The organism is Psychrobacter sp. UBA3962, assembly GCF_002385225.1.
In the GTDB taxonomy this organism is placed as follows: Bacteria; Pseudomonadota; Gammaproteobacteria; order Pseudomonadales; family Moraxellaceae; genus Psychrobacter.
This window is the reverse complement of record NZ_DGDC01000004.1, coordinates 23,714-48,178: the sequence shown is the minus strand read 5'-3', so window position 1 is coordinate 48,178 and position 24,465 is coordinate 23,714. Positions and strand designations below refer to the sequence as shown.

Here is a 24,465-nt window from a genome sequence, read left to right as displayed (position 1 = left end):
GGCAGGGTGTGGAAGCGCAGTGATGCGTGTAGCTAACCTGTACTAATTGCTCGTTTGGCTTGACCATACAACACCCAAGTGGTTTTGTAGCTCCTTATAAAGAGCAAGCTATAATTATTTCGATATCATCCTGATAATATTTGATTCAGGTTCTGATATAATAGTCAAACAAAGTTAAGCTAACCCTTAACCAACTCATATCTATACCCCCTTTGCTGACGACAATAGCACGATGGAACCACCTGATCCCTTCTCGAACTCAGAAGTGAAACATCGTTGCGCCAATGGTAGTGTGGTTCGCCCATGTGAGAGTAGGTCATCGTCAGCTCCCTATACCCTAAAAGCCCCCATTCAATTCGAATGGGGGCTTTTTTTATGTGCTTCAATAATTGCATAGCTGACAAGCACTTACCTAAAATAGCTTATGGCTTTATTCAGTATTAGCTAAATATCTTCTTAAAATGATTTGACTTATATCGTTTTGACTGCTAATTTTGACTTATATTCTTAAAAGGAGTTGAGAATATATTAAGTCGGCTCAAGGAAGGTATTGGAAGCAATGCTGACTTACTATCTATCTGCTATTTTCATTATACTTCGGCACTACTTTATCTTAGTAGAGATAGGCCGATAGCCCTCGTATTATCAACTCCTTTATAAGTTTAAAATTAAACGCTCTATTAATTACTAATGGAGTTTATTATTTATTTATCAAAAGGAATTGATAATGTCATTACGTACCTCTTTATCTATGGCTCTTTTACTGGCCGTAGGCCTTACCGGCTGCTCAAACCAATCTTCTGATTCTGCCAAAGGGTCTGCTTCTACAGAAACCACAGTTTTACGTTTCTCTCATTTTTGGCCAGCCACCTCTTCTATTAGTACAGAAGTATTTGAGCCATGGGCTAAGCAAATTGAAGAAGAGTCTAATGGTCGACTAAAGATAGAAATGTATCCTTCAGCCGGCCTTAGTAAGGCAGATGTTACTTATGAATCTGCTGTCAAAGGCACTATTGATATTGGCTCACAGGCTCACGGCTATACCAGCGGTCGCTTTCCGTTAACTCAGGTTGCCGAGCTTCCGGGTTTATCAAATTCAGCCACTCAAATGGGTTGTATCTTACAGACTTTATATGAAGACGGTACCATCGCGAGTGAGTATCAAGATTCTCATGTGCTCTTCATGTATGGGGCTGGTCCAGGATCGCTACATACCACAAATAAATTAATTCGTACTCCTGAAGATATGAAAGGGATGCGAATTCGTCGTCCTTCAGCGGTCGCAGGAGACATTATTGAGAGCGCAGGGGCTTCTCCTGTAGGTTTGCCTGCTAACGATATGTATACCTCATTACAGCGCGGTGTGGTCGATGGTTTAAGCTTCCCATGGGAGGCCGTGACAGCCTTTAAAATTGATGAGATTACTAAGTACCATACTCATATTCCTTTCTATAGCTCAGCCTTGATGGTGGCTATGAATAAGGATAAATATGAAAGCTTACCTGATGACCTAAAACAAATTCTGGATAAACACTCAGGCATGGCACTGGCGAATAAAGTAGGCGAGGTATTTGATAAACATGACTTGATGGCAATTGAAGCCGCTAAAGCTAAGGGAGATGAAATCATTGAAATTCCAGATCCATTAAATGATCCGGACTGGAAAGGACCTCTTGAAAAAGGCACGAAAAAGTATCTTGATGATCTAAAGGCACAAGGTCTTGACGCCGATGGTGTCTATGCAAAAGCAAAAGCGGCCAGCGCAGCTTGTAAGGGTTAACTAAATTAGAGGAGTTGTCTTATGGCTTATTTGCTAAAGATCAGCACTCTAATTTCAAGGTTTTGTCAGTTCATTGGTGGTATTAGTCTTATCATCATTGTTCTGACAACCATGTTAGATGTTGTTGCTCGCTATGTCTTTAAACTTACGGGCGGAGATTTTGGCTTTACCGTAAAGGGCAGTGTGGAGATTGTATCTTTTTTCATGCTGTTTGCTTTACTAGCCGCTTTCGCCGCTTTTGTCGAACGCTCACAAATTATCGTTGATATCTTCACCCAAAAAATGTCCAGAGCCATGAAGGGCTATATGATGGGTGTGTTTATGTTGGGATTTTTTGTAATCGGAGCTTTCTTTACTTGGGGGTTAATTGAGAGTGCCTTTGATGCCATAGAGTTTGGCAAGGTAACCCAAGATCTTCGTATTTCAATGATGCCCATTTACTTAATCAGTGCTTTTTTAAGTGTTTTGCTAGCCATACGATCACTGATCGAATCCATCAACATCTTTAAAACAGGCGAGTTCTTTGACGCCGAGGAGACAGGCGCATGAGTCCAGAAATTATTGGCGCTATCGGCCTAGTCGTTATGATCCTCCTCGTTGTTTTTCGAGTCCCAGTGGCTTTAGCCATGCTAGGTGTTGGTCTGGTTGGTTTTGGTGCAGTCACTACCCCAGATGGTGCGGTACAGATGCTAAAAGATTTACCTGTAGACGTACTGGCAAAATACGATTTTAGTGCCATCCCTTTATTTATTTTAATGGGCGTATTTGCCACTCACTCAGGTATGGCAGGCAAATTATTTGAAGCGACACGTACTATTTTCGGGGGTGTTAGAGGCAGTCTTGGTATTGCAGGGATTGGTTCCTCCGGTATTTTTGCGTCTATCTCAGGCTCTTCTTTGGCCACAGCTTCAACCATGACTAAAGTGGCACTGCCACAGATGGAGAAGTATGGTTATCAGCCAGGTTTTGCTTGTGGTATTTTAGCAGCAGGCGGCACCTTAGGGATTATGATTCCACCGAGTATTGCTTTACTGGTCTATGCCATTTTGACCCAGCAATCTGTGGGCGATATGTTTATCGCTGGTTTTTTGCCGGGCATATTAGGCATGGTGATGTATTCGATTACCGTGATGATCATGGTACGCTGGAAACCTCATTTGGCCCAGCGAGGAGAGCCTACAAGCTGGAAAGATAAGCTATTGTCATTAACAGGTCTTATCCCTTTCAGCTTCATTTTCATTATCATTATTGCAGGTATTTTCTTTGGCTTGTTTACCCCGACAGAGGGTGCGGCTGTAGGTGCCTTTGTATCATGGGCCTATGCCTTTGCCAAAGGCATGCGTATGGATGGGCTTAAACAGTCATTGATTGAGACTTTGGCGTTGTCTGCAGTGGTGTTCTTTATGCTACTGGGTGCAGAAGCGTTGGGGTACTTCATCTCAGTGTCTCGCTTGTCTTACTCATTGGCAACTTGGATTGGGACCTTAGCGGTTAGTCCTATGGTGGTCCTACTGTGCATTTTAGTGATGTACTTCTTATTGGGCCTATTTATGGATGCCCTAGCCATGTTGGTTATTACTATCCCGGTGGTATTCCCGATTGTAGTGGCTCTAGGTTATGATCCAGTTTGGTTTGGTATTATCGCAGTACTAACGGTTGAATTAGGCTTAATTACTCCGCCCATGGGCATGAACATATTCGTAATTAAGGCGATGGCACCCCACATTAAGTTGTCTGATATGTTTAAGGGAGTGGCGCCATTCATTGTCTCAGACGTGGTACGACTGGCTATTTTGGTCGCGTTCCCTGCCATCTCTTTAATACTTGTAAATTAACTTAACCTATTAGCAATTTTTTGCCACACCTTCTAACAGAGGGTGTGGTTTTTTGTTTTTTGGCACAGTGCCATGATGGTTTTATTGGTATTAGTAAGTTAAACCGTTCTTTAAATGTCAGTTAAACTGGTGTATATAGGTCTATAAAATGCAGACGTTTATGGGATAATAACTCATTTAGTTAATCACTGGTTTATTGAGGCTTGGGTAGTAATGGCTGTAGATCTCTCAAATACATTAATTGTTGCGATCTCCGCAACCGCACTTTTTGATTTAAATGAATCCGAAACCTATCGTGAACAGTTGATTGAACAAGATCCTTTAACTGCCACCCAAAGATTTCGGGAATATATGCAGCAACATGAAAATGATCCCCTAGAAATAGGAGCAGGCTTTCCATTAATTCAAGCCATATTAAATTTAAATAACTGTGCTAGAGACAATCATCCGGGCAGCTACCAAAATAATGCTCCTTTAGTTGAGGTAGTGATTATTTCAAAGAGTTGTCCTGAAACGGGGATTCGGGTATTAAACGCTATTCGAAAACGTGGCTTGTGTATTACCCGTTCAGCGTTTATTTCTGGCGGTGAGGTGGCGGATTATATCGCCGACTTTAAGGTAGATCTATTTTTGACTACCAACAGAGAGGACGCTCAAAGTGTGGCTGATGCCAAGATTTGTGCCTGCGCTATATTGGATGCGACACCGGTCAACACCTTCAAGTTAGATACCGAGCAATTACGCATTGCCTTTGATGGAGATGCGGTGTTATTTGATGACTCTGGCGAGCTTTTATACAAGCAAAAAGGACTCAAGGCCTTTCATGATAGGGAGGCTAAAATGACTGACTTACCTATTGAAAAAGGGCCTTATGCAGACTTATTAATAAAACTATCATTGTTACAAGATAGGCTGCCTCGTACAGAAGAGTCTCAGCCCATTCAGATTGCCTTAGTTACTGCCCGTAATGCACCGGCTGATTTACGAGCTATTAAGACCTTGCGTGATTGGGGCGTTTCAGTAGATATGGCATTTTTTTTGGGGGGACTTGAAAAAACCTCAGTGTTAAAAACCTTTGCTCCGCATATCTTTTTTGATGATTCCATTCAGCACATTGAGGCTGCCAGAAACTATGTGCCCACTGCCTTAGTGCCTTATCACTCCACCTCCAAGCTTTATAAACACACTTGGACCCCTAGAACCAAACGTTCTGGTTAACTATTCTCTAGCTGACCTGTTTATAGTAGGGCGTAGTTATATAGTTATATAGTTTTAAGCAGTCGTTATTTACATCCAAATTAAAGGGTGTTTAAGGGCTTTGTTATTACAAAATAGGGCGTTTAAAATCCCTACGATAGGGCGATATATATGAATTGGCAGAAACTATTTAGTCTTATTAAACATCGTCTTAGCCAGGTGATTGGCCTTTATGGTTTCGTCTTGATTCCCATATGGGGCATGTATATTTTAAACAGTACGATATTGTTTAATTTTTGGAATGCGCTAGGTATTATTCCGCGCAGTCTAAGCCTAAATAGTTTGATTGGGGTTACCTCCTCTTGGACCATGCATGGTAATTTTGCTCATTTAATGGGAAACACCCTTGTTTTAGTACAAATATTATTTTTATTTGGGCTATTTGAGCGTAATGCTTATCGAACGATAGTAAAGCTAATTATTGGCTCTGGATTAATGACCTGGGGATTGGGGTCGCCGTTCTCTATCCATATTGGAGCCTCAGGATTAATATTTGCGATGCTGGGTTATATGATCGGGGGTGCCGTTTTTGCGAGACGTTGGGGTTATTTGTTGGCCTGTATATTAATGGGAGCCAGCTACTGGTTCATATTAAAAGAAGGGCTTATGCCCCAAACGGGTATTTCTTTCGCGGCTCACTTTGGCGGTCTCTGCGTTGGTTTGTTAATTGGTGCTAATTCAAAGCATTATTATGGCAATAATTACTAAGCAGATATTAATATTACCAAGGCTCAGTATGTTGGGCATCAACCTTGAAAATTTGTTACACTAGCGATTATATATGCCTTAGTTTACTTAGCCGCAAATTTGGCGGGTAATCATGGGCTTTTGTTAGTTTGTAGGGAGTAGATGCATGGCAGAACGTTCAGCCAAGCAGTTAGGGTTAAGTAAGGCGGATTTACCCAATTCGATTATTGAAGTGATTGCCACTTTGACTAAAGCTGGTTTTGAGGCTTATATTGTCGGTGGTGGGGTCCGTGACACACTTTTAGGTCTCAATCCAAAAGACTTTGATGCCGTAACTGATGCAAGACCGCATGAAGTGAAAGACTTGTTTGGCAAGCGTTGCCGTATTATTGGGCGTCGTTTTCAATTGGCACATGTGTATTCAGGCCGTGACATGATTGAGGTGGCCACTTTCCGTGCGCCCCCTACTGGTAACGAGCATACTACCAGTGATGGTATGATCGTCCGCGATAACGTTTGGGGCGATATTCATCAAGACTTTGCCCGCCGCGATTTTTCCATCAACGCTATGTATTACGAGCCTTTGAAAGGGGTAGTACATGACTTTTGTAATGCGTTAGATGATATCAAAAATAAAACCCTTAGATTGTTGGGGCATGCGCCTTTGCGTATCGAAGAAGACCCAGTCAGATTACTACGCGCTTTACGCTTTAAAGCCAAACTTGGGTTCGAATTTGATAAAGAATTATCAGAGCAGTTTCATGATGACAACTGGGCTTTGCTGGATCAGGTTTCTCCGCACAGACTGTATGATGAATCGCAGAAGATGTTCACGGGCGGTTATTTAGTGCCTTTATTGCCGTTATTGTTTGAATATGGCGCCATTCGTCATCTAATTATCTATCCACCAGAGCAGCCCAGCAGATTGGTAAATCAAGTTGCTATCAATACTGATAAGCGAATTGCTTTGGGTAAAAGTATCAACCCCGCTTTCTTCTATGCAGCGCTACTTTGGGACAATTACTTGCATCAATTGGCTAAGTTTAAAAAGAAAAACATGCCTTTTCATGATGCTCAGCTACAAGCTGCCAGTAAAGTTATTGACCGTCAGCGTATTAAGACTGCGATTCCGCGTTTTGCCGAGCAGTTTATCCGTGATATTTGGGTGATGCAGCCCAAACTTGCCAATCCTAGAGTGAAGCAGATTCCACAGTTGGCAGAGCATCCTCGATTTAGAGCGGCTTTTGACTTCTTATTATTGCGTGAGCAGTGTGATGATGAGTTGAATCCGCTGTCTGAGTCTACCAATGGTATGGGAGAGTGGTGGCAAACGTATCAGACATTATCAGAAAAACAAAAGCAACAAGCCATTGATAGTTTTGCTGGAGACAGTCGCCGCGGTGCTAGTAAATCAAGCCGTAACCGCAATCGCAACCGAAACCGTCAGGACGATCAAAACAGTCCGGTGGCTAAAGCGAATAATCAAACTGCTGCTTATAGCCCCAAACCTCCTAAGCAAAAAGAAGGCAGTAGCCCTACCCAAAATAAACACTATGCTGCCGAAAGAGCGCAACTTGAAAAGCTCTCTTTAGGTAAGTTGGCAGGTGAGCAAACCTCTCAAAAAAGCCAGCCAAGCCCGCTATTTACCATCAATGCAGATAAAATGGCAAAACAAGTGCCACAGCAATCTGATATTGATAAGCAGCAGGTTGAGCAGACTGAAGCGCATCAAGCAACTGCTAAGACAGCTCAGTCAACAAAGCAAAATGAGCCTTCAAGTACAGCTAAGCCTGCTTCAAAGAACATTGCTAAAACCAGCACAGACAAGGTGGTTTCTTCGCAGTTGGTGGTAAAAAAAGATGTGGTGTTATTACCAAAAGCGGAGCCTATCCCCAGTCAGCGTCGACGTCGTCAGCCTAGCCAAACGCTGTCATACTCTGAACGCATGCAAGCAGCCAAAAGTGAGCAGAGTGTTGCTGAGAAGCAAAAACAGCCACAAGCGTTAACCGCTAAGACTGCCTCTGAGGCTAAAGTAGAGAACAGTCAGTCAGCTAGTCCTAAGCAATTAGTAGCCTCTACGCCTGAGCCAAAAGTGACAGCGTCTAAGCAGAAGCAGGTAAAAACTGAAAAACCAAGCTCAACCCCAGTAGCCCTTACTGATAAAGTTATTCCTAAAAGTGATCGAGTGCCGGCCACGCGTCGTCGTCGTGAGCCAAGCTCTACGATTAGTGTCAGTGAAAAAAAGGCTAACAAATAAAACGGGCCACAATCAGTCATAAGGTATCAGTTATTATGGAGAAAGCCTCAACTAGTAAACGCTGTTATCTGGGATTGGGTGGTAACCTTACCAATGAGCTGGGCAGTCCTAGTCAGCACATTCATAACGCCATACAAAGTTTGGAGGCTCATCCTAAGGTAACTCAGGTGAAGGCCTCATCTCTTTACGCCTCTAAGCCTATGGGGCCTCAAGATCAGCCAGACTTTATCAATGCCGTTGTTGAAATTGAGACCACTTTGAAGCCCCATGACTTACTGAGCTTGTGCCAACAATTAGAGCAGCAAGCACAGCGCGTTCGTTTGCGTCATTGGGGGGAGAGAAGCTTAGATGTGGATGTGCTACTTTATGGCGATGAGCAAGTGAATAGCCCTACCTTAACAGTGCCTCATCCTGGCATCACTCAGCGTAATTTCGTTCTGATGCCCTTAGCTGAGCTCAATCCTACCGTGAAGATTAACGGGATTACTATTGCTGACTTGGAACAAAGTCAGGATTGGTCAGGGCTTAGTCGCTTGTCTTAGTTCATAATATTTAGTTGGTCCTTTATTGTTTATTTGATTATTTCTTCTTAGGTGACCTTATATGATTACTTTATCGACTTTAAATAAATACAAAAAAGAGGGTCGTAAATTCAGCTGTCTGACTTGCTATGATGCGATGTTTGCAAAAATGATGCAGAATGCTGAAGTCGATACTATCTTAATCGGAGACAGCCTGGGTATGGTGGTTCAGGGCCATGACTCAACATTACCGGTGACCGTTGATGATATGGTATATCACACTGCGAACGTGGCGCGCAGCAACAAGCATGCGCTGATTCTAGCGGACTTGCCGTTTATGAGCTATGTTACGCTTGAGGACACTATTGCTAATGCTAGAAAAATCATGCAAGCAGGGGCACAAGTCATTAAGTTAGAAGGCGGTGCAGAGCTGGTAGATAAGGTAGCTGCATTGACAGCTGCTGGAGCACCGATTTGTGTTCATCTAGGATTAACTCCGCAATCGGTTAACGTGTTCGGTGGTTATAAAGTACAAGGTAAAACAGAAGATAGCGCGGCCAAATTGATGGCCGATGTTAAGGCGGTCGTCGAGGCGGGGGCGGCAATTATCTTGCTAGAGTGTGTGCCAGCCGCCTTGGCGAAACAAGTAACAGAAGCTGTGGATGTGCCAGTGATTGGTATTGGTGCTGGCGCTGATACCGATGGTCAAGTTTTGGTGATGCACGATATGTTGGGGGTAACCCATGGTAGAGTGGCGCGTTTTGTCCATGACTTCTTAACCGATGAGCGTAATCAGCAAAGTGATTATGCGGGTAGTGTAGAGGGTGCTTTTGCTTTATTTCATCAGTCGGTCATAGAAGGCAGCTACCCTCAACCACAGCATCAGTTTAATTAACCGTACTTAACTATTTAAATAAACTCTTTCAGTTGGTAATCGATCGGATCATTAGGATAACTGCATGACCATCACTCATAACTCTATTAAATCGTTACGTGAAGCGCTTAAACCACTAAGAGCCAATAGAACAGTAGCCTTAGTACCTACCATGGGTAATCTACACCAAGGTCACATCTCTTTGGTAAAGCTGGCCAAACAGCATGCAGATATCGTGGTGGTCAGTATCTTTGTTAACCCTACCCAGTTTGGGGTAGGAGAAGATTTAGACAGCTATCCTAGGACTTTGGAGGCGGATACCCAGAAATTAAAAGAAGCAGAAGCGGACTATATCTTTGCCCCTACGGTGGAGGAGATGTACCCAGTTATGCCGCCTCCGACCCAAGTGTTAGCAGGTAATATCAGTCAAATGCTGTGTGGTAAATCACGTCCTACCCATTTTGATGGAGTGGGGATAGTGGTCACTAAGCTGTTTAACATTGTACAGCCTGATGTGGCTGTCTTTGGCAAAAAAGACTATCAGCAACTGGCGATTATTAAGCAGTTGGTCCGAGACTTAAGTTTTGATATACAGCTGATTGGGGGTCCTATAGTTCGTGCAGAGGATGGGCTGGCCTTATCTTCACGCAATCAGTATTTGACACAAGAAGAGAGAGCCAAGGCTCCTGAGCTTCATAAAGCAGTTCAAGATTTAGCGCTAAAATTACAAAATGGAAAAGCTAGCTGTGACAGTGATCTTGAAAGTCTAATTGAGCAAAGTATTGCTGCAATTAATGCTAAAGGCTTTAAGGTTGATTATCTTGAAGTAAAGAATCAAGAACTAACACCGATTACCGAGTTTGCTGGCAAGCAGTCTTGGTTAATAGCAGTAGCAGCCTGGTTGGGTAAAGCGCGGTTATTAGATAACCAAGAGGTCGATGTTTAGCAGTAGCCTTAAGTGTGGTACGGTATTGAAATAAAAGTGCGGAGCTTGTCGGCTTTAGTTATTTGAGTAATAGTCATAGCATCTTACAATACAAGGATAGGGGGTCTACCATATGTCTGCCAAGCAATCAGAAGCTGAAACAGCGCTACAGCCGAATCCTGAGGTATTAGCAGTAGAGGTTTTGATTGTTTCCGGACGTTCCGGCTCCGGTAAGACCTCAGTGCTTAATATTTTAGAGGATTTGGGTTATTACGTTATTGATAACATGCCCTTATCTTTATTGCCGGCAGCCGCTGAAAAGCTGACAGAAGATGGTGATATTAAAAAACTAGCCTTGGGCGTAGACATAAGAACGTTACAAGCAGACTCCTCTAATTTTAAAAGTATTTATGAGCAGCTATTGACAGCTTATGGCGTTAATAGCGTTAAGGTTTTATATGTAACCGCACGAGAGTCGGTATTGGTAGCACGTTTTGCCGCCACACGCCGAGTGCATCCTTTAATGGCGATGTCGAGTTATGAGGTCAAAAACTTACCCAGCGCCATAAAAAAGGAAACCGAAACGCTGCATTCAATTGCCAGCAACGCCGATATTACCATCGACACCAGTAGCCTTAATATTCATCAGTTAAAAGAGCTGGTGCGTGAATACATAGGAGCAGATAATAAAATTACCGTCAACCTGCTGTCCTTTGGGTTCAAATATGGGGTGCCCATTGATGCTGATTTTATTTTTGATGTGCGCATCTTGCCCAACCCGCACTGGGATCCTAAATTAAGGGTTAAGACCGGTCGAGATGTTGAGGTGGCTGAGTTTTTTGCAGAGTTTCCAGAAGTGGACGAAATGCAGCAGGATATTTACCAGTTTTTAAATCGCTGGCTGCCTGAATTTTTGCACAACAATAGACACACGGTTACGGTAGCAATTGGCTGTACAGGGGGCAAACACCGCTCAGTATTTATTACCGAGAAGCTGCATACTAGATTGTCACAAAGCTTGCCAAGCGAGCTAAAAGCGATGGTTAAGCACCGTGAAAAATTACACTGGGGACATTAAAAGCAGGTATTCTGACCTGCGAAGCCCCAAGTTATACCAAAGTGCCGATATTACTTTATTATTAATTTGAGATTTTTATGATTGATTGGTCCGAACATGACATGCGAGTTTCTCGCACTGAACTAAAAAAAGCCCATGAGCGCTTACAGAAACTGTCTGTGCCATTGGCGGCTTTATCCAAAAAACAGATGAAGAAATTGCCGGCAACGGAATACTTCTTGGCTGAGCTGATGGCTTTATCTGATATCACCAGTGCCACCGCTCGTAATCGTCAAATTAAGCGTGTGGGCAAGTTAATCAGTGAAGAGGATCGCCACGCTTTAGTCGATGCTCTGTTCCAAATTCGATTTAGCAAAGAGCAAGCTGTTAAAATTGAAGGCTGGTATACCCGCTTAAATATTAATGATGAAAGCACCTTAAAGCAGTTCTGTAAGCAGTTCAAAGCGGCAGAGCGTAATAGCTTATTCCAGCTGTTGTTATGGATTGAATATGCCAAGCACATGAATGACGATGAGCTACTGCAAGAATCAGAAACCGACTTATTGAGCTACATTAAAGAGGTCGCTATCTTGAGTCAGCTAGATTAACGGTTAAATATCTATTACCTCAATCACATCATAAGCAGGCGTCTCGTAAGGGTGCGCCTGCTTTAATGCTTCTATAACCTCAGAAATCTTATCTTTAGCCACCACCATTTCTACCCGCCATTCGGTCACCTGCTCAACGCTATCTTGCTCACCGATATGAGGCTGACTGCCTGCTTCAGGCATAAATTGACCCGTACCTTTAACCTGCCAACAGCAGTGAGAGTAATTACCAATATGGCCAGCGCCTGCGTCAAACAAAGCTTGTTTCACTGGTTCTAAGTTTGATTCTGGAATAAATACAGTTAGCTTGTACATAGTCTTATTTCCTTTTAATATAAAAAAGCCGACTATAATTTAATCATAGTCGGCTTTGATAAAGCAAAGTGTAGCAATGAAGGCTGCTTAGTTTAAAGGCACACCAATACGCTGAGCCACTTCTTCATAAGATTCGATTACGTCACCTAGGCTTTGACGGAAGCGGTCTTTGTCTAGTTTTTTCTTGGTTTCTTTGTCCCAGATACGGCAGCCATCTGGTGAGAATTCATCACCTAGTACAATACGGTCTTGGAATACGCCGAATTCAAGTTTGAAGTCGACTAGCATTAGGCCGCCTTCATCGAATAACTGTTTTAGAACGTCATTTACTTTGAAAGTAAGCTCTTTCATTTTAGCCAGTTGCTCAGGAGTTGCCCAGCCCAATGCCACTGACAACGATTCGTTGACCATAGGATCACCTAGGGCATCATCTTTAAAGAATAACTCGTAAGTAGGAGGAGTTAGAGGCTGACCTTCTTCTAGTCCAAGACGACGTACAAGGCTACCCGCTGCAAAGTTACGTACCACACACTCTACTGGAATCATCTCTAAGCGTTTCACTAGAACTTCATCATCAGAAAGCTGCTTCTCAAAGTGAGTTTCAATACCGGCTTCATCAAGTTTTTGCATAATAAATGCATTGAAGCGGTTATTTACTTGTCCTTTACGACCTAACTGCTCGATACGCTCGCCGTTAAAAGCAGAAGTATCATCACGGAAGTGAAGGATTAAGTAATCTGGGTTCTCTGTTTCATAAACAGATTTGGCTTTGCCTTTGTAAAGCAGGTCTTTTTTTTCAAGCTGCATGATTTAAGTCCTATGCATATGGTTTACTGAGCGGAGGTGTCAGTATCCCTAAAGGGGGTTTAAAAGTAGAGTGGCGGTAGTAAAGTAAACAACTAAATAATCAAGCTAACCCTTAATTGCTAGCTTGATTGGCTGTGGGCACTTGACGATGAGGCGCTGGTAACTCATAGCGTTTGCCAGACTCGTTTTCAATATCAAGAGTATTCACGCCTACAGCCGGAGTAGGGTAAAGCGGAACAAAAGGAGCGGTCTCTTGATCGGCTGGCAATTGAATAGGATCAAGTTTTTCAGCTTTTTGATAAGCCAAGCTGCCATCTCCAATTTTACCAAAAGCCCCTTTAGTCGCTTGGCATCCTGATAAAAAAGCAACGCTACTTGCCGCAATAATCGCAACCTGCGTTACGGTGCGCAAAGTTGCGACCAAAGAGGGCTGTGAATGATTTGAAAATTCAATTTGAGACATGGGTCATCCTTTGTCAGCTGTACGAGTAAAGGGATAGATTTCTCTTTGCCATACAGCTTGTATTCAAAAGTACTGATAGTCAAAAGTACCGAAGTTAAACGTAATGGGAAGCAATTAACGCTATTAGTCAATTAAACCTGCGGCACGTAAGCCTGCATCTACCTGATCATGGTACTGCTCACTTAACCAGACCATTGGCAAGCGAATGCCTTTTTCAATTTTGCCCATTTTATTCAAAGCATACTTCACTGGAATAGGGCTTGATTCGATAAACATTAACTTGTGCAGTGGCGCAATAGTATCGTGAACTTTGGTAGCGGTTTCAAAGTCGCCTTTTAAAGCGGCATTGAACACTTGGCTCATGGCTTTAGGTACAATATTCGCCGTTACTGAGATATTGCCTTTAGCACCATGTTTCATAAGCTCTAGCGCCGTACCGTCATCGCCTGATAGCACCACAATACGATCACCTAAAGCTTCAATTAGCAATTTTCCACGTTCTACAGAACCGGTCGCGTCTTTAATAGCGACAATGTTTTCAATATCCGCTAGACGTTCAACCGTCTCTTGTGCGATATCTACCACAGTACGTCCTGGCACATTATAAAGCATTTGCGGCATATCTACAGCTTCAGCAATCGCTTTGTAGTGCTGAAATAAGCCTTCTTGAGTGGGCTTATTGTAATAAGGGGCTACTAATAAGGCACAATCAGCACCAGCATCTTTGGCTTCTGAGGTTAAATGTATGGCTTCTTGGGTGTTGTTGGCACCGGTTCCAGCGATAACAGGAATACGGCCATTTACATGCTTCACAAAAAAGCGGATCACATCACTGTGCTCTTGCATAGACAAGGTAGCAGACTCACCCGTGGTACCGACCGCTATTAAGCTGTCTGTCCCTTGTTCGATATGCCAGTCAATTAGCTCGGCAAGACGAGGATAATCTACCTCTCCATTAGTCAGCATAGGAGTGACTAAGGCAACCATAGAGCCTTGTAGTTGGGTTTTAAATTCAGAATAGGGGTTACTCATAATATTGCCTTGTTATTTTTAACTAAAGTTACTTCAATATATTAGCGTGTTTATTTATCACATCAATCTTTTTAAGCGGATTTGTCTGAGCAGATTTGATAGTAGCTAAGACTATCATAACAAGTGCTTTTTACTACGCAACTAACATTTAATTTAAAATTTACGGCTGCCTAATCAGATCACGGTAAATACAGAAAGTTAGTAGTACTGACTCTTAAAGCAAAGTAATCGCATGCTAGCCTGTATTAGCCAATTACTTTGGCTTTTTATTAAGCATAAAGCTTGAAAGTAGGTTTAAAAATTGCAATTAGTGTAGCACATTCGCCCTAAAGCAATCATTAAGCTATTTTACGTCTAAATGGCGCTATGTGATACCACACATTTGATAAAAATATGAATAAAAAGTGAAAATTTATGGCCCTTCAATTTTTACTGTGTTTATTGCTTCAGGTTAAGGCGCTCTTACAAACTGTAGTTTCTCCTATTACAGGAGTATGCTTTAATGAATTGATAGCTGTTGGCTTTATCAGTCGATAGCTAATCCAAGGGTTACTTTTAAATAAATAGAGACTTAAATAATAAATACTTTAAGGGATTGAACTGTATGACAAATGAAAATATAAAAAACTCACAGCAGAAATACGGGATTGTGCTTTATGGAGCCACAAGTTTTGTGGGCCAGTTGGTTGCTGCCTATTTACAAAAGTTCCTAGCAGAGGGCAGTGCGGGCAATGAAGTAAGCTGGGCGATTGCTGGGCGCAATCAACAAAAACTAGAGCAAGTTAAGGAGCAGGTAGGTAATACAGAGCTACCGATTATCATTGCAGACAGTGATGACGCTGATAGTTTAAATAAAATGGCAGCCCAAGCCCAAGTAATTATCTCCACGGTAGGCCCCTATTTAAAATATGGGGAGCCTTTAATCAAAGCCTGTGCTGAAAATGGCACAGATTATGTCGACTTAACGGGTGAGGCTTTATTCATCAAAAATATGCTCGATAAGTACCAACAAACGGCCAAAGATTCTGGAGCCCGTATCGTCAACTCTTGTGGCTTTGACTCCTTGCCTTCGGATCTAGGCGTACTATTCACCCAAAACTGTGCCCAAAAAGAGCATGGCGAGTATTGTGAAACCATCAATATGCGAGTGAAAGCGGCCAAAGGAGGCTTATCAGGTGGGACGGTGTCTTCGATGGCTACCATCTTTGAGGAGCTTGGCAAAGACAAGTCGCTACGTAAACAGTTAGCCAACCCTTATCTGTTAAATGATGATGACAATCGCCCTAATGTGCGTCAAGAAAATGTTAACCTTCCTCAGTGGGATGCGGAAAACGAGCGCTGGGTAGCGCCCTTTATTATGGCTTCTATTAATACCCGCATTGTTCATCGCTCGAACCAATTACGCGATTATCAATACGGTCGTGACTTTAAATATGATGAGGCCATGTGGTTACCAGCAGGTTTAAAAGGTCGCCTTATGAGTTATGGCATGACGGCAGGTATTGCAGGCTTTGCCGCCAGCATGATGTTTAAGCCCAGCCGTGACCTGTTAAATGAGCATGTCCTACCGAAATCTGGGGATGGCCCTTCTAAGTCAGAACAAGAAAATGGCTACTTTGATATTCGCTTCTTTGGGCATACCAGCAACAACCAGGAAGTATTAACTAAGGTGACGGGCGACAAAGACCCTGGTTATGGCAGCACCTGTCAGATGCTAGCTCAAAGTGCTTTATGTCTACTGCAAGACATCAGTAAGCAAGAAGTTGAAGGGGGTTTTTGGACACCAGCTGCTGCGATGGGTGAAGCCTTAATAGAGCGTTTACAAGATCATGCCGGCATTGAGTTTGTAGAGTTATCAGCCTAGTTTTGTAGGGGTTAAGACAGCTTTAATTACCGTTTTAATCAACTCTAAAAAATCAATGAATATAAAAAAGGACAGCCCATGAGGACTGTCCTTTTTTTATAACGATCAAATTAGCTTAGCGGTTACTTAAGGCCGGCTTGTTTTAATAAAGCCCCTAATGAGCCAATTTTATTTTCTTCAGGCTTTTGTTTCGCAGCTGGCTTGGCTTTGGCTTTATCACTACGTGGATTATTACGGCCACCTTTGTTAGCAGGTTTGGCTTTATTGCTTCTGCGCGGCGCACGAGTAGGCTTAGTCTCAGTCTTGTCAGTAGCTGGCTTTGCCGCAGTAGTAGTGCGTTTGGCTGGAGCTGCTTGTTCTGACTTCATGCTAAAGCCAATACGATTGCGTTTGGCATCCACTGAAATCACACGAACAGTGACGATATCGCCTGGTTTAACCAAGTTCATTGGGTCTTCAACGAAGTCATTGGCCATCTCAGAGATGTGCACTAAGCCATCTTGGTGCACGCCTACGTCCACAAAGCAGCCGAAGCCAGTGACGTTAGTGACCACGCCTTCTAGTTGCATGCCTTCTTCTAGATCATTGACGCTATTGACGTCCTCTCTAAACTGAGCCGTTTTAAACTCAGGGCGAGGGTCGTGGGCTGGTTTGGCAAGCTCTTGTTTAATGGCGGTAAGACTAATATTTTCATCATTAGCCGCTTCAATACCGTCAGTGGCTAAAGTATTAATCACACTGTCATTGCCTAAGACTTCAGTAATATCTTTACCAGATTTTTCTAGAATTTGTTTTACCAAATCATAGCTTTCTGGATGCACGCCGGTAGCATCTAAGGGCTCTTCACCATCACGGATGCGTAGGAAACCTGCGGCCTGCTCAAAGGTTTTCACTCCCAATCTTGGCACGTCTTTTAGCTGCTCGCGATTGGTAAAGGCGCCATGCTCTTTGCGATAATTAACGATCTGCTGAGCCACGTTGCGATTTAGACCGGCAATGTGAGCCAAAATAGCAGGACTGGCAGTGTTCACATCGACACCTACCGCGTTCACACAGTCTTGAGTAACTTTATCTAAGCTATCAGATAATTGAGACTGGTTTACATCGTGCTGATATTGACCGACGCCAATGGCTTTTGGCTCAACTTTTACCAGCTCTGATAGAGGGTCTTGTAGGCGACGGGCGATTGAGACTGCGCCGCGGATTGACACGTCTAAGTCTGCCAATTCATCACTGGCAAGCTCGCTGGCTGAATAAACAGAAGCGCCAGACTCATTTACCACAACGGCTTTAGCAGTAATGGCCTCATCGGCATCGATAACTTCTTTGATCATAGCGTCGGTTTCGCGACTGGCGGTACCATTACCGATTGCTACCAGTTCAACGTTACGCGCTTTTAATAAATCAGAGATAGTGGCTTTTGCTTCATCCATCTTGTTGTCTGGAGCAAAAGGATACACTGTGGCTGTGGCAGGAGTATCATCAGCATTACGAATAACCTGACCCTGAGCATCAATAACCGCCATTTTTACGCCATGACGAATACCAGGATCGACCCCTAAGATAACTTTACGACCAGCAGGGGCTGCCATTAATAAATGCTGAAGATTGCTAGCGAATACATCAATAGCATCGGCTTCGGCAGCCAAGCGTTTTTCTGTTAATAAGCGGTGCTCTAAATGCGGACGCCATTTGTCTTTCCACAAGCTATTAGCAGCCGCCACTAAAAATTCACGACGGGCTTCTGGCTGCTTGGCATCTAATTCGAAGTTGCTGATAATTTTTTCAACAAAAGGAGCGTCTTCACCATCAACTTTAAGCACCAGTACGTTTTCTTGACGGCCACGAAGCATGGCAAGTAGGCGGTGGTTTGGTAGGCGTGCTAAGCTTTCACTGTGCTCAAAGTAGTCCGCAAACTTCTCACCAACTTCACGCTTTTCTTCAGAGGCTAAGCTTGAATTGATGGTGGCTGTCTTAGCGAAACCTGTACGTAAATCATCTAGCAACTCTAGTTCTTGAGTCCAATCATCGATAATGATGGCTTCAACACCAGCCAGCTGTTTTTCGGCAACTGAGAAGTCAACTTCAATCTCAGTACCCGTATCATCGGTAATGGTCTCAGGTAACTGATAACCCTCTAAGGCTTCAGTAGGGGTGATCTCGGTGGTTAACAGCTTCTCAGCAACTTCACCTAGGCCTGCAGCACGGGCCTTGGCAGCCAAAGAGCGGCGACGAGGACGATAAGGCAAATAGATGTCTTCTAACTCAAGCTTTGAGGTGGCTTGCTCGATGCGGGCTTGCAACGCTTCAGTTAGGTTGCCTTGGCTTTGTAGTAGCTCAAGAATCTTGGCACGACGTGACGCCATGTCGCGCTCATAATTCAGGCCTTTTTCCAAAGCACGTAATTGGCTGTCATCCAGACCTTGCGTTTTCTCTTTACGATAACGGGCGATAAACGGCACCGTAGCACCTTCGTCGTAAAGCTTAACAAACGCATTGACTTGCGCAGGCTTAATGCCCAGCTCTTTTGCAAGCTTGGTATGGATGTTGGCAATGACATCAGCGGGCAAATTAGTACTGCCTTGGCTGGTAGGGGTGTTGGTAGTTGGGGTATCGGTTTGGTTCATATCCGTATCGAAGTTAATAAATGTGGTTGGCATTATAGCAAAAGCTGACATAATAAAAACGCTTTTGCTTATTTATGTTTATTTCTGTCAATAAGTCTTGATTAATTAACAAACCCATACAGCACTACTATGTAATAGGTGTGTAATTTGTTTCATAATCTTATACACTAAATGATATCGATTGTCAGGCTTAATGTGGTCGGGCCTAATACAATGGATAATAGTGGGTTTTAGGATGGCTAACAGGTCGAGGCAATAGTCCCTTAGCATTATCTGCAATGAGTACCCTATATTATTAAGTTAATCATTGATTAATGCTGGCTTCATAACCATATATAACATAAGACCCAATTTATTTTAGATATTAAAAATGCAAAAGGTATTTTTCCCTTTACCCTCTGGGTTACTATAATAAATAAACAGCAGGAAAATATTATGTCAGACAATAAAATCAACAATACCGACAGTTTAACCCACCGTATATTGGTAGTAGATGACGATGCGCGTTTGCGCTCTTTATTACAACGCTTTCTAGAAGACGACGGCTTTGTGGTGCGTACGGCTCATGATGGCAGTCAGATGGATAAGCTGATGCAGCGTGAGTTATTCTCGCTGGTGGTGCTAGATTTAATGCTACCAGGAGAAGATGGTATTAGCATCTGTAAACGCTTGCGTGAAGACAACAGTGATATTCCCATCATTATGTTGACTGCCAAAGGCTCAGACAGCGATCGTATTGCTGGCTTAGAGGCGGGCGCGGATGATTATCTGCCCAAGCCATTTAACCCCAAAGAGTTGCTGGCTCGTATCAAAGCGGTTTTACGTCGCCACAGCCGCGAGCTACCTGGTGCCCCTTCGCAGCAGGTAGAGGTGGTAGAGTTCGGTCCTTGGACCCTAGATTTATCAACACGCACCTTAAAGCGAGACGGTAACGTGGTGACCTTAACTACGGGTGAATTCTCAGTATTGAAAGCTTTGGTTCAGCACCCTCGTGAGCCGTTAACGCGCGATAAATTAATGAACTTAGCGCGTGGCAGAGAGTGGGGCGCAATGGAGCGTTCTATTGACGTTCAAGTGTCTCGCTTACGTCGTTTAATTGAAGACAATCCTTCGCAGGCTCGTTATATTCAGACGGTGTGGGGCGTGGGTTATGTGTTTGTTCCCGATGAAGAAGATGCCTAAATAATAGCTTTTCTTATCCCTAAAAAAGGGCACTCTATTTAATATAGAGTGCCTTTTTATTTTTTTATATTAATAGCTTTGGATATTAAGTTTTTTATATTTGCTACTCTTCTATAGCTTATAAGTTAGTGCAGGCCAGTGTCGCTAATAACCGTCTTCACTATGCTTAGCCATTGAGTTAGCGCAATTGACTGTCTTTACTACCGCGGCGATTATACAGCTCTTGAGTCTTAGTATGGGCTTCTAGCTCAGATTGGCATTTGACACAGTACTCCACTCCAGGCAAGGCTTGACGCCGAGCTTCTGGGATACGCTCGCCACATTCCTCACAGAATTCTAAGCTTTCACCTTTAGGCAAGGCTCTTCTTGCCCGTTCAAGAGCATCATTCACGGTGGCATCCATTTGTTCGTGCTCAGCGCCATCACGCGCCCATCCTCCGGCCATAATTGACTCCTTTTTTTATTCAGATTTGCCCAAATAAAATCAGGGCTTATCCTTATATTATGGGGCTATTAGCCTATTTTTCAAGGTGGAGCTTGGCGGTTACAATAAGCTTAAAAGTACAAAAAAAGCAGAAGCTTTGAGGGGCTTCTGCTCTAAGAATAGCTTAGGTCATTATCAATATTCAGGACGACTTAAGCTACCAGTGATGTGGGTTACTAGCAATATGGGTTATTAGCAATAGGGGGAACTAGCAACGTAGATTATTTAGGTTGCAGAGCAATAACCTGACCTCTTACCCCAATGCTGGCATCACTCATTAAACACACGTACGCTGGCATAATCTCTTCTGGAGTCTTCAGGCTCATGGGGTTCTCGCCAGGATAAGCATGAGCACGCATGTTGGTACGGGTGCCGCCTGGATTGATACAGTTAAAGCGTAAGCTGGTGGTGTTTTGAGTCTCTTGAGTAAAGATATCACTCATGCCCTCAACCGCTTGCTTCGATAGGGCATAGGCTCCCCAAAAAGCGCGGGGATGAGTACCTACGGAACTGCTGGTAAACACAAAAGAGCCATTGTCTACTTCTTTGACCAACGGCATGAGTACCTGAGTCAGCATGAAGGTTGCGGTAGTATTGATGCGCATCACTTGCTCAAAGGTCACGATGTCATACATCTCTAGCGGGGTTAGCGCCCCTAAGATTCCCGCATTATGTAGCACGCCATGCAGCTCACCAATTTCTGTTTGGATAAGGTTTGCCAACTGCTGCATATCGCTATAGCTAGCGGTCTCAAGGTTCATCGGCATAATCGCAGGTTGTTTGCCACCCGCGGCTTCGATTTCATCGTAAACGGCTTCTAACTTGCTTAAAGTCTTGCCTAGTAATAAAACCGTAGCACCGTACTTTGCATAGGTTAGGGCAGCGACTCGGCCAATACCATCCCCAGCACCGGTGACTAAGATGGTCTTACCTTGTAAGCAGTTTGGTTCAGGCTCAAAGGTACGAATTTGTTCGTGTGTTAAAGGAGTTTGGGTCATAAGGTCACTATTTTTTTATTTTAAAGAGAGTTTATTTTAAAGAGAGCTTTATTTAAAGAAAGTTATTATTTATAGAGCATTTGGTCAAACAGTCCTAAAAGTACTGAACCTGAAAGAGTAAAGCTACAGATAATCAAACTCTTTGGAGCGTAACAGTTTTACCAATGCCTTTGGGGTCTCAGCAATATAGTCGGCACCCCAAGCTTCCAAATCGTCTTGATCTTCTGGCGGAATATAGCCATAGCTGGCCAGTACGTTGGTCATGCCAGCTGCAGAACCAGCTTGAACATCACGAATATGGTCACCAACATAAATCACGCTGTTGGCAATACCGCGAGGCAACTCAAGTTTTTCTAAAGCTAAGTACATCGGTTCAGGATCAGGTTTGGTGTTATTCACATCGTCAGGGCAAACCAAAACCGAGCAACGCTCAGCAAGATTTAGGTACTCTAAAAGCTTAGTAGATAAGTAGCGGGGTTTATTGGTGACAATGCCCCAAGGAATGCCATTTTTGTCGTAAAAGTCTAACAAAGACTCAAGCTCTGGGAACACTCGGCTGTCGACACAGATATCCGCTTCATACTGGTCTAAAAACTGCTGACGGTAGTGCTGTACCTGCTCTTCTGTAAGCGGTTGGTTATTGTGCTTCAGCATCAGACTAACCATGGCACTCGCTCCCGCTGAAACTTGCTCACGAATGGCATCGTTAGAGGGGACCTGCCAGCCATTGGCTTCAGACATCTGGCCAATGATGCGGATAAAGTCTGCCGCGGTATCGATTAAAGTGCCGTCTAAATCAAATAAGACGGCTTTGACGTAATTTACTGACATAGTTTTTTTCTTTTTTAAAGGAAAATTTAAGTAATTTAATTTAAAAGACTCAACAGGCTGAAGCCTCGAAGCTTACTGCACCTAGCTATTCAACGGGTCAATGGGTTTGGTTGTTAAGCCAGCTTGGTTATTCAGCTGGCTTGACCACAGCCATCATATAGTTCACATCCACATTTTGTGCCAACCAATAACGCTTAGTAATGGGGTTGTAATGTAAGCCGATTAAGTCTTGACGGTTAAAACCGGCATTGATGGCCATTTTATCCAGCTCAGCTGGGGTGATGAATTTGGCGTAATCATGGGTGCCGCGGTCTAATAAGCCCAGCACATATTCAGCGCCGATAATGGCAAATAAGTAAGACTTAGGGTTACGGTTGATGGTAGATAGAACACAAACGCCGCCTGGTTTTAAGAGATCAAAGCAGGCTTGTACAATCTGACTTGGGTCAGGAACGTGTTCGAGCATCTCCATACAAGTGACCACATCATAGCTTTCAGGCTGTTCAGCGGCCAACTGCTCAATAGCGATATGTTTGTAGCGTAAACGGTCGGTTAGCCCTGTTTGCTCAGCATGGACAGTTGCCGCTTGCAAGTTCTCGATGCCTAAGTCGACACCGGTAGCATCAGCGCCTCTGCGGGCCATGGACTCCGTTAAAATACCGCCGCCACAACCCACGTCTAGTACGGTTTTCCCCGTTAACCCCGTACCCATATAACGAATGACATTTTCTTCAATCCAGTTTAGACGAAGCGGGTTAATCTCATGTAAAGTAGCGAACGGGCCTTGTTTGTCCCACCATTGATTAGCAAGCTGAGTGAATTTACCGACCTCACTCATATCCACGTTATTACCCAGATCGTTATTTTGTTGCTGAGTAGCATTGGGCGTGCCACTTTGTGTCTCAACGTTTGCAACGGGAGTTTCAGAAGGAGTTGAATCGGTTGGCGTATTGAACTGGGTCATGAGTTATCCTAAACCTTAAAGTTATCTAATTATTAACCGAGTTTATTGCTAAGTGGGTTAACTTTATTATTTTGAATCATTACAGTCTATCTTACCACGCTTAATAAGATAGGGCATCTTCAATGGCGGGGTTTGCAGACGATAATTTACAGTGTTTTACAAGATTTAACGCTACTTATTAGCCTAGGTGCGATAGCGTAATAACGCTTATTTAACCATCTATTAAGGTTTTAGCAATGCTTACGGTTCACACAGCACTGATAAATGCGTTATCATAACGCTACCTGAATAAGTAGCGACGACTCGTTGGCCTTGATTATCATTTTTAGGTTAACTGTTATTTGATACTTATGGATTGACTCTCAACTTCCAAGTATCCAAGTGGCGAACTTCAAATTTAACATTGATCCCAAACCTATCTATATACATATTCTTAAGGAATTACGATGAAGTTTTATTCTCAGCGAGGTTTTGCTTTAGCCTCTTTAGTTGCCGCTGTAGGCCTAGCCTCGATGCCAGCTTCCGCAGCAGATTATGTGGCAGGTAAAGATTATGTAGTATTGGATAATCCTGAAAGCATTAATGGCGACAAAATTATTGTTCGCGAGTTCTTCTGGTATGGTTGTCCGCATTGCTATGCCCTAAATCCGCATATGCAAAAATGGGCCAAGACCAAACCTAGCGATGTGCTATTTTTAGAGTCGCCAGCTGCCCTGAACCCAATGTGGGAAGTTAATGCGCGTGGCTTCTATGCGGCGCAGTTGATGGGCTATCAAGCTAAAACTCACAATAAATTGTTTGATGCTATTCACAAAGACAACCAACGCCTATTTGACCAAAACTCTCTATCTAAATGGTACGCTAACCAAGGCTTGGATCAAAAGAAATTCAACAGCCTATACAACTCATTTGCAGTTAGCACCAAAGTGGCTCGTTCAAAAGCAGGCGCCAAACGTTATCAGTTAACGGGTGTGCCCGCTGTGGTTGTGCATGGTAGATATGTGGTACAAGGTGAGTCTGAGAAAGTGCCAAAGGTAGTAGACTACTTAGTGAAAAAAGTACGCACAGATTTAAAAGCAGGCAAATAATTCTCGCTT

At 43.3% G+C, this 24,465-nt stretch carries 23 protein-coding genes and 1 rRNA gene; 15 read left to right on the top strand and 9 right to left on the bottom strand.

Features of this window, described 5'->3' with window-relative positions:
* Positions 1 to 214: 214 nt before the first annotated feature.
* From rrf to yjgA, 12 genes are all read left to right on the top strand, one after another.
* Positions 215 to 328, top strand: a 5S ribosomal RNA gene (gene rrf, locus B3S92_RS01890).
* 399 nt (positions 329 to 727) lie between these two features.
* Positions 728 to 1,780 (top strand): TRAP transporter substrate-binding protein, encoded by a 1,053-nt coding sequence (locus B3S92_RS01885; protein ID WP_296202181.1) that lies wholly within the window; start codon positions 728 to 730, stop codon positions 1,778 to 1,780.
* 21 nt (positions 1,781 to 1,801) lie between these two features.
* Positions 1,802 to 2,329 (top strand): TRAP transporter small permease, encoded by a 528-nt coding sequence (locus B3S92_RS01880; RefSeq protein ID WP_296202180.1) that lies wholly within the window; start codon positions 1,802 to 1,804, stop codon positions 2,327 to 2,329.
* Positions 2,326 to 3,615 (top strand): TRAP transporter large permease, encoded by a 1,290-nt coding sequence (locus B3S92_RS01875; RefSeq protein ID WP_296202178.1) that lies wholly within the window; start codon positions 2,326 to 2,328, stop codon positions 3,613 to 3,615. Before B3S92_RS01880 ends, B3S92_RS01875 begins: the two co-directional genes overlap by 4 nt.
* Before the next feature lie 213 nt (positions 3,616 to 3,828).
* Complete coding sequence (locus B3S92_RS01870) at positions 3,829 to 4,833, top strand: 5'-nucleotidase (protein WP_296202177.1); 1,005 nt, start codon at positions 3,829 to 3,831, stop codon at positions 4,831 to 4,833.
* A 150-nt stretch (positions 4,834 to 4,983) separates the two neighbouring features.
* Positions 4,984 to 5,580: a rhomboid family intramembrane serine protease gene (locus tag B3S92_RS01865; protein ID WP_296202175.1), complete on the top strand. Its 597-nt coding sequence runs from the start codon at positions 4,984 to 4,986 to the stop codon at positions 5,578 to 5,580.
* A 145-nt stretch (positions 5,581 to 5,725) separates the two neighbouring features.
* Positions 5,726 to 7,816 carry a polynucleotide adenylyltransferase PcnB gene (gene pcnB / locus B3S92_RS01860; protein WP_296202174.1) on the top strand — a complete coding sequence of 697 codons (2,091 nt, stop codon included), beginning with the start codon at positions 5,726 to 5,728 and terminating at the stop codon, positions 7,814 to 7,816.
* Between the two features lie 35 nt (positions 7,817 to 7,851).
* On the top strand, positions 7,852 to 8,358 hold the full coding sequence (gene folK / locus B3S92_RS01855; protein WP_296202173.1) for a 2-amino-4-hydroxy-6-hydroxymethyldihydropteridine diphosphokinase: 507 nt from the start codon (positions 7,852 to 7,854) through the stop codon (positions 8,356 to 8,358).
* A gap of 61 nt (positions 8,359 to 8,419) precedes the next feature.
* Positions 8,420 to 9,232: a 3-methyl-2-oxobutanoate hydroxymethyltransferase gene (panB, locus tag B3S92_RS01850; RefSeq protein WP_296202172.1), complete on the top strand. Its 813-nt coding sequence runs from the start codon at positions 8,420 to 8,422 to the stop codon at positions 9,230 to 9,232.
* A gap of 64 nt (positions 9,233 to 9,296) precedes the next feature.
* Positions 9,297 to 10,157 (top strand): pantoate--beta-alanine ligase, encoded by an 861-nt coding sequence (gene panC, locus B3S92_RS01845; protein ID WP_296202171.1) that lies wholly within the window; start codon positions 9,297 to 9,299, stop codon positions 10,155 to 10,157.
* 112 nt (positions 10,158 to 10,269) lie between these two features.
* Positions 10,270 to 11,214, top strand: coding sequence for an RNase adapter RapZ (gene rapZ, locus B3S92_RS01840; protein WP_296202170.1), 945 nt, complete (start codon positions 10,270 to 10,272; stop codon positions 11,212 to 11,214).
* Between the two features lie 77 nt (positions 11,215 to 11,291).
* A complete protein-coding gene (gene yjgA, locus B3S92_RS01835) occupies positions 11,292 to 11,801 on the top strand; it encodes a ribosome biogenesis factor YjgA (protein WP_296202168.1) in 510 nt (169 codons plus the stop codon).
* A gap of 3 nt (positions 11,802 to 11,804) precedes the next feature.
* On the opposite strand, the gene cutA is transcribed toward yjgA, so the two are convergent.
* From cutA to dapA, 4 genes are all read right to left on the bottom strand, one after another.
* Complete coding sequence (cutA, locus tag B3S92_RS01830) at positions 11,805 to 12,116, bottom strand: YqfO family protein (protein WP_296202167.1); 312 nt, start codon at positions 12,114 to 12,116, stop codon at positions 11,805 to 11,807.
* An 87-nt stretch (positions 12,117 to 12,203) separates the two neighbouring features.
* Positions 12,204 to 12,923 (bottom strand): phosphoribosylaminoimidazolesuccinocarboxamide synthase, encoded by a 720-nt coding sequence (purC, locus tag B3S92_RS01825; RefSeq protein ID WP_077451487.1) that lies wholly within the window; start codon positions 12,921 to 12,923, stop codon positions 12,204 to 12,206.
* Between the two features lie 112 nt (positions 12,924 to 13,035).
* Positions 13,036 to 13,386, bottom strand: coding sequence for a hypothetical protein (locus B3S92_RS01820; RefSeq protein WP_296202166.1), 351 nt, complete (start codon positions 13,384 to 13,386; stop codon positions 13,036 to 13,038).
* 123 nt (positions 13,387 to 13,509) lie between these two features.
* Complete coding sequence (gene dapA / locus B3S92_RS01815; RefSeq protein WP_296202165.1) at positions 13,510 to 14,418, bottom strand: 4-hydroxy-tetrahydrodipicolinate synthase; 909 nt, start codon at positions 14,416 to 14,418, stop codon at positions 13,510 to 13,512.
* 604 nt (positions 14,419 to 15,022) lie between these two features.
* Between dapA and B3S92_RS01810 the strand changes: the two genes are divergently transcribed.
* Positions 15,023 to 16,282: a saccharopine dehydrogenase family protein gene (locus B3S92_RS01810; RefSeq protein WP_296202164.1), complete on the top strand. Its 1,260-nt coding sequence runs from the start codon at positions 15,023 to 15,025 to the stop codon at positions 16,280 to 16,282.
* 122 nt (positions 16,283 to 16,404) lie between these two features.
* On the opposite strand, the gene B3S92_RS01805 is transcribed toward B3S92_RS01810, so the two are convergent.
* Positions 16,405 to 18,909 (bottom strand): Tex family protein, encoded by a 2,505-nt coding sequence (locus B3S92_RS01805; RefSeq protein ID WP_414706976.1) that lies wholly within the window; start codon positions 18,907 to 18,909, stop codon positions 16,405 to 16,407.
* 435 nt (positions 18,910 to 19,344) lie between these two features.
* Between B3S92_RS01805 and ompR the strand changes: the two genes are divergently transcribed.
* Positions 19,345 to 20,091 carry a two-component system response regulator OmpR gene (gene ompR / locus B3S92_RS01800; RefSeq protein WP_007395826.1) on the top strand — a complete coding sequence of 249 codons (747 nt, stop codon included), beginning with the start codon at positions 19,345 to 19,347 and terminating at the stop codon, positions 20,089 to 20,091.
* A gap of 178 nt (positions 20,092 to 20,269) precedes the next feature.
* On the opposite strand, the gene B3S92_RS01795 is transcribed toward ompR, so the two are convergent.
* The 4 genes from B3S92_RS01795 to ubiG all read right to left on the bottom strand — a co-directional run bounded on the left by B3S92_RS01795 (position 20,270) and on the right by ubiG (position 23,242).
* Positions 20,270 to 20,536 (bottom strand): DksA/TraR family C4-type zinc finger protein, encoded by a 267-nt coding sequence (locus B3S92_RS01795; protein WP_077450606.1) that lies wholly within the window; start codon positions 20,534 to 20,536, stop codon positions 20,270 to 20,272.
* 260 nt (positions 20,537 to 20,796) lie between these two features.
* Positions 20,797 to 21,573, bottom strand: coding sequence for a YciK family oxidoreductase (locus B3S92_RS01790; RefSeq protein WP_296202163.1), 777 nt, complete (start codon positions 21,571 to 21,573; stop codon positions 20,797 to 20,799).
* Positions 21,574 to 21,696: 123 nt separating this feature from the next.
* Positions 21,697 to 22,404, bottom strand: coding sequence for an HAD family hydrolase (locus tag B3S92_RS01785; protein ID WP_296202162.1), 708 nt, complete (start codon positions 22,402 to 22,404; stop codon positions 21,697 to 21,699).
* A 127-nt stretch (positions 22,405 to 22,531) separates the two neighbouring features.
* On the bottom strand, positions 22,532 to 23,242 hold the full coding sequence (ubiG, locus tag B3S92_RS01780; RefSeq protein WP_244156538.1) for a bifunctional 2-polyprenyl-6-hydroxyphenol methylase/3-demethylubiquinol 3-O-methyltransferase UbiG: 711 nt from the start codon (positions 23,240 to 23,242) through the stop codon (positions 22,532 to 22,534).
* 572 nt (positions 23,243 to 23,814) lie between these two features.
* Between ubiG and B3S92_RS01775 the strand changes: the two genes are divergently transcribed.
* Positions 23,815 to 24,456, top strand: coding sequence for a thiol:disulfide interchange protein DsbA/DsbL (locus B3S92_RS01775; protein ID WP_077450609.1), 642 nt, complete (start codon positions 23,815 to 23,817; stop codon positions 24,454 to 24,456).
* Positions 24,457 to 24,465 lie beyond the last annotated feature (9 nt).

Excerpts from the sequence above, each read along its gene's own strand:
- B3S92_RS01885 (WP_296202181.1), top strand. The coding sequence starts at position 728 with ATGTCATTACGTACCTCTTTATCTATGGCTCTTTTACTGGCCGTAGGC.
- B3S92_RS01880 (WP_296202180.1), top strand. The coding sequence starts at position 1,802 with ATGGCTTATTTGCTAAAGATCAGCACTCTAATTTCAAGGTTTTGTCAG.
- B3S92_RS01875 (WP_296202178.1), top strand. The coding sequence starts at position 2,326 with ATGAGTCCAGAAATTATTGGCGCTATCGGCCTAGTCGTTATGATCCTC.
- B3S92_RS01870 (WP_296202177.1), top strand. The coding sequence starts at position 3,829 with ATGGCTGTAGATCTCTCAAATACATTAATTGTTGCGATCTCCGCAACC.
- B3S92_RS01865 (WP_296202175.1), top strand. The coding sequence starts at position 4,984 with ATGAATTGGCAGAAACTATTTAGTCTTATTAAACATCGTCTTAGCCAG.
- pcnB (WP_296202174.1), top strand. The coding sequence starts at position 5,726 with ATGGCAGAACGTTCAGCCAAGCAGTTAGGGTTAAGTAAGGCGGATTTA.
- folK (WP_296202173.1), top strand. The coding sequence starts at position 7,852 with ATGGAGAAAGCCTCAACTAGTAAACGCTGTTATCTGGGATTGGGTGGT.
- panB (WP_296202172.1), top strand. The coding sequence starts at position 8,420 with ATGATTACTTTATCGACTTTAAATAAATACAAAAAAGAGGGTCGTAAA.
- panC (WP_296202171.1), top strand. The coding sequence starts at position 9,297 with ATGACCATCACTCATAACTCTATTAAATCGTTACGTGAAGCGCTTAAA.
- rapZ (WP_296202170.1), top strand. The coding sequence starts at position 10,270 with ATGTCTGCCAAGCAATCAGAAGCTGAAACAGCGCTACAGCCGAATCCT.
- yjgA (WP_296202168.1), top strand. The coding sequence starts at position 11,292 with ATGATTGATTGGTCCGAACATGACATGCGAGTTTCTCGCACTGAACTA.
- cutA (WP_296202167.1), bottom strand. The coding sequence starts at position 12,116 with ATGTACAAGCTAACTGTATTTATTCCAGAATCAAACTTAGAACCAGTG.
- purC (WP_077451487.1), bottom strand. The coding sequence starts at position 12,923 with ATGCAGCTTGAAAAAAAAGACCTGCTTTACAAAGGCAAAGCCAAATCT.
- B3S92_RS01820 (WP_296202166.1), bottom strand. The coding sequence starts at position 13,386 with ATGTCTCAAATTGAATTTTCAAATCATTCACAGCCCTCTTTGGTCGCA.
- dapA (WP_296202165.1), bottom strand. The coding sequence starts at position 14,418 with ATGAGTAACCCCTATTCTGAATTTAAAACCCAACTACAAGGCTCTATG.
- B3S92_RS01810 (WP_296202164.1), top strand. The coding sequence starts at position 15,023 with ATGACAAATGAAAATATAAAAAACTCACAGCAGAAATACGGGATTGTG.
- B3S92_RS01805 (WP_414706976.1), bottom strand. The coding sequence starts at position 18,909 with ATGAACCAAACCGATACCCCAACTACCAACACCCCTACCAGCCAAGGC.
- ompR (WP_007395826.1), top strand. The coding sequence starts at position 19,345 with ATGTCAGACAATAAAATCAACAATACCGACAGTTTAACCCACCGTATA.
- B3S92_RS01795 (WP_077450606.1), bottom strand. The coding sequence starts at position 20,536 with ATGGCCGGAGGATGGGCGCGTGATGGCGCTGAGCACGAACAAATGGAT.
- B3S92_RS01790 (WP_296202163.1), bottom strand. The coding sequence starts at position 21,573 with ATGACCCAAACTCCTTTAACACACGAACAAATTCGTACCTTTGAGCCT.
- B3S92_RS01785 (WP_296202162.1), bottom strand. The coding sequence starts at position 22,404 with ATGTCAGTAAATTACGTCAAAGCCGTCTTATTTGATTTAGACGGCACT.
- ubiG (WP_244156538.1), bottom strand. The coding sequence starts at position 23,242 with ATGAGTGAGGTCGGTAAATTCACTCAGCTTGCTAATCAATGGTGGGAC.
- B3S92_RS01775 (WP_077450609.1), top strand. The coding sequence starts at position 23,815 with ATGAAGTTTTATTCTCAGCGAGGTTTTGCTTTAGCCTCTTTAGTTGCC.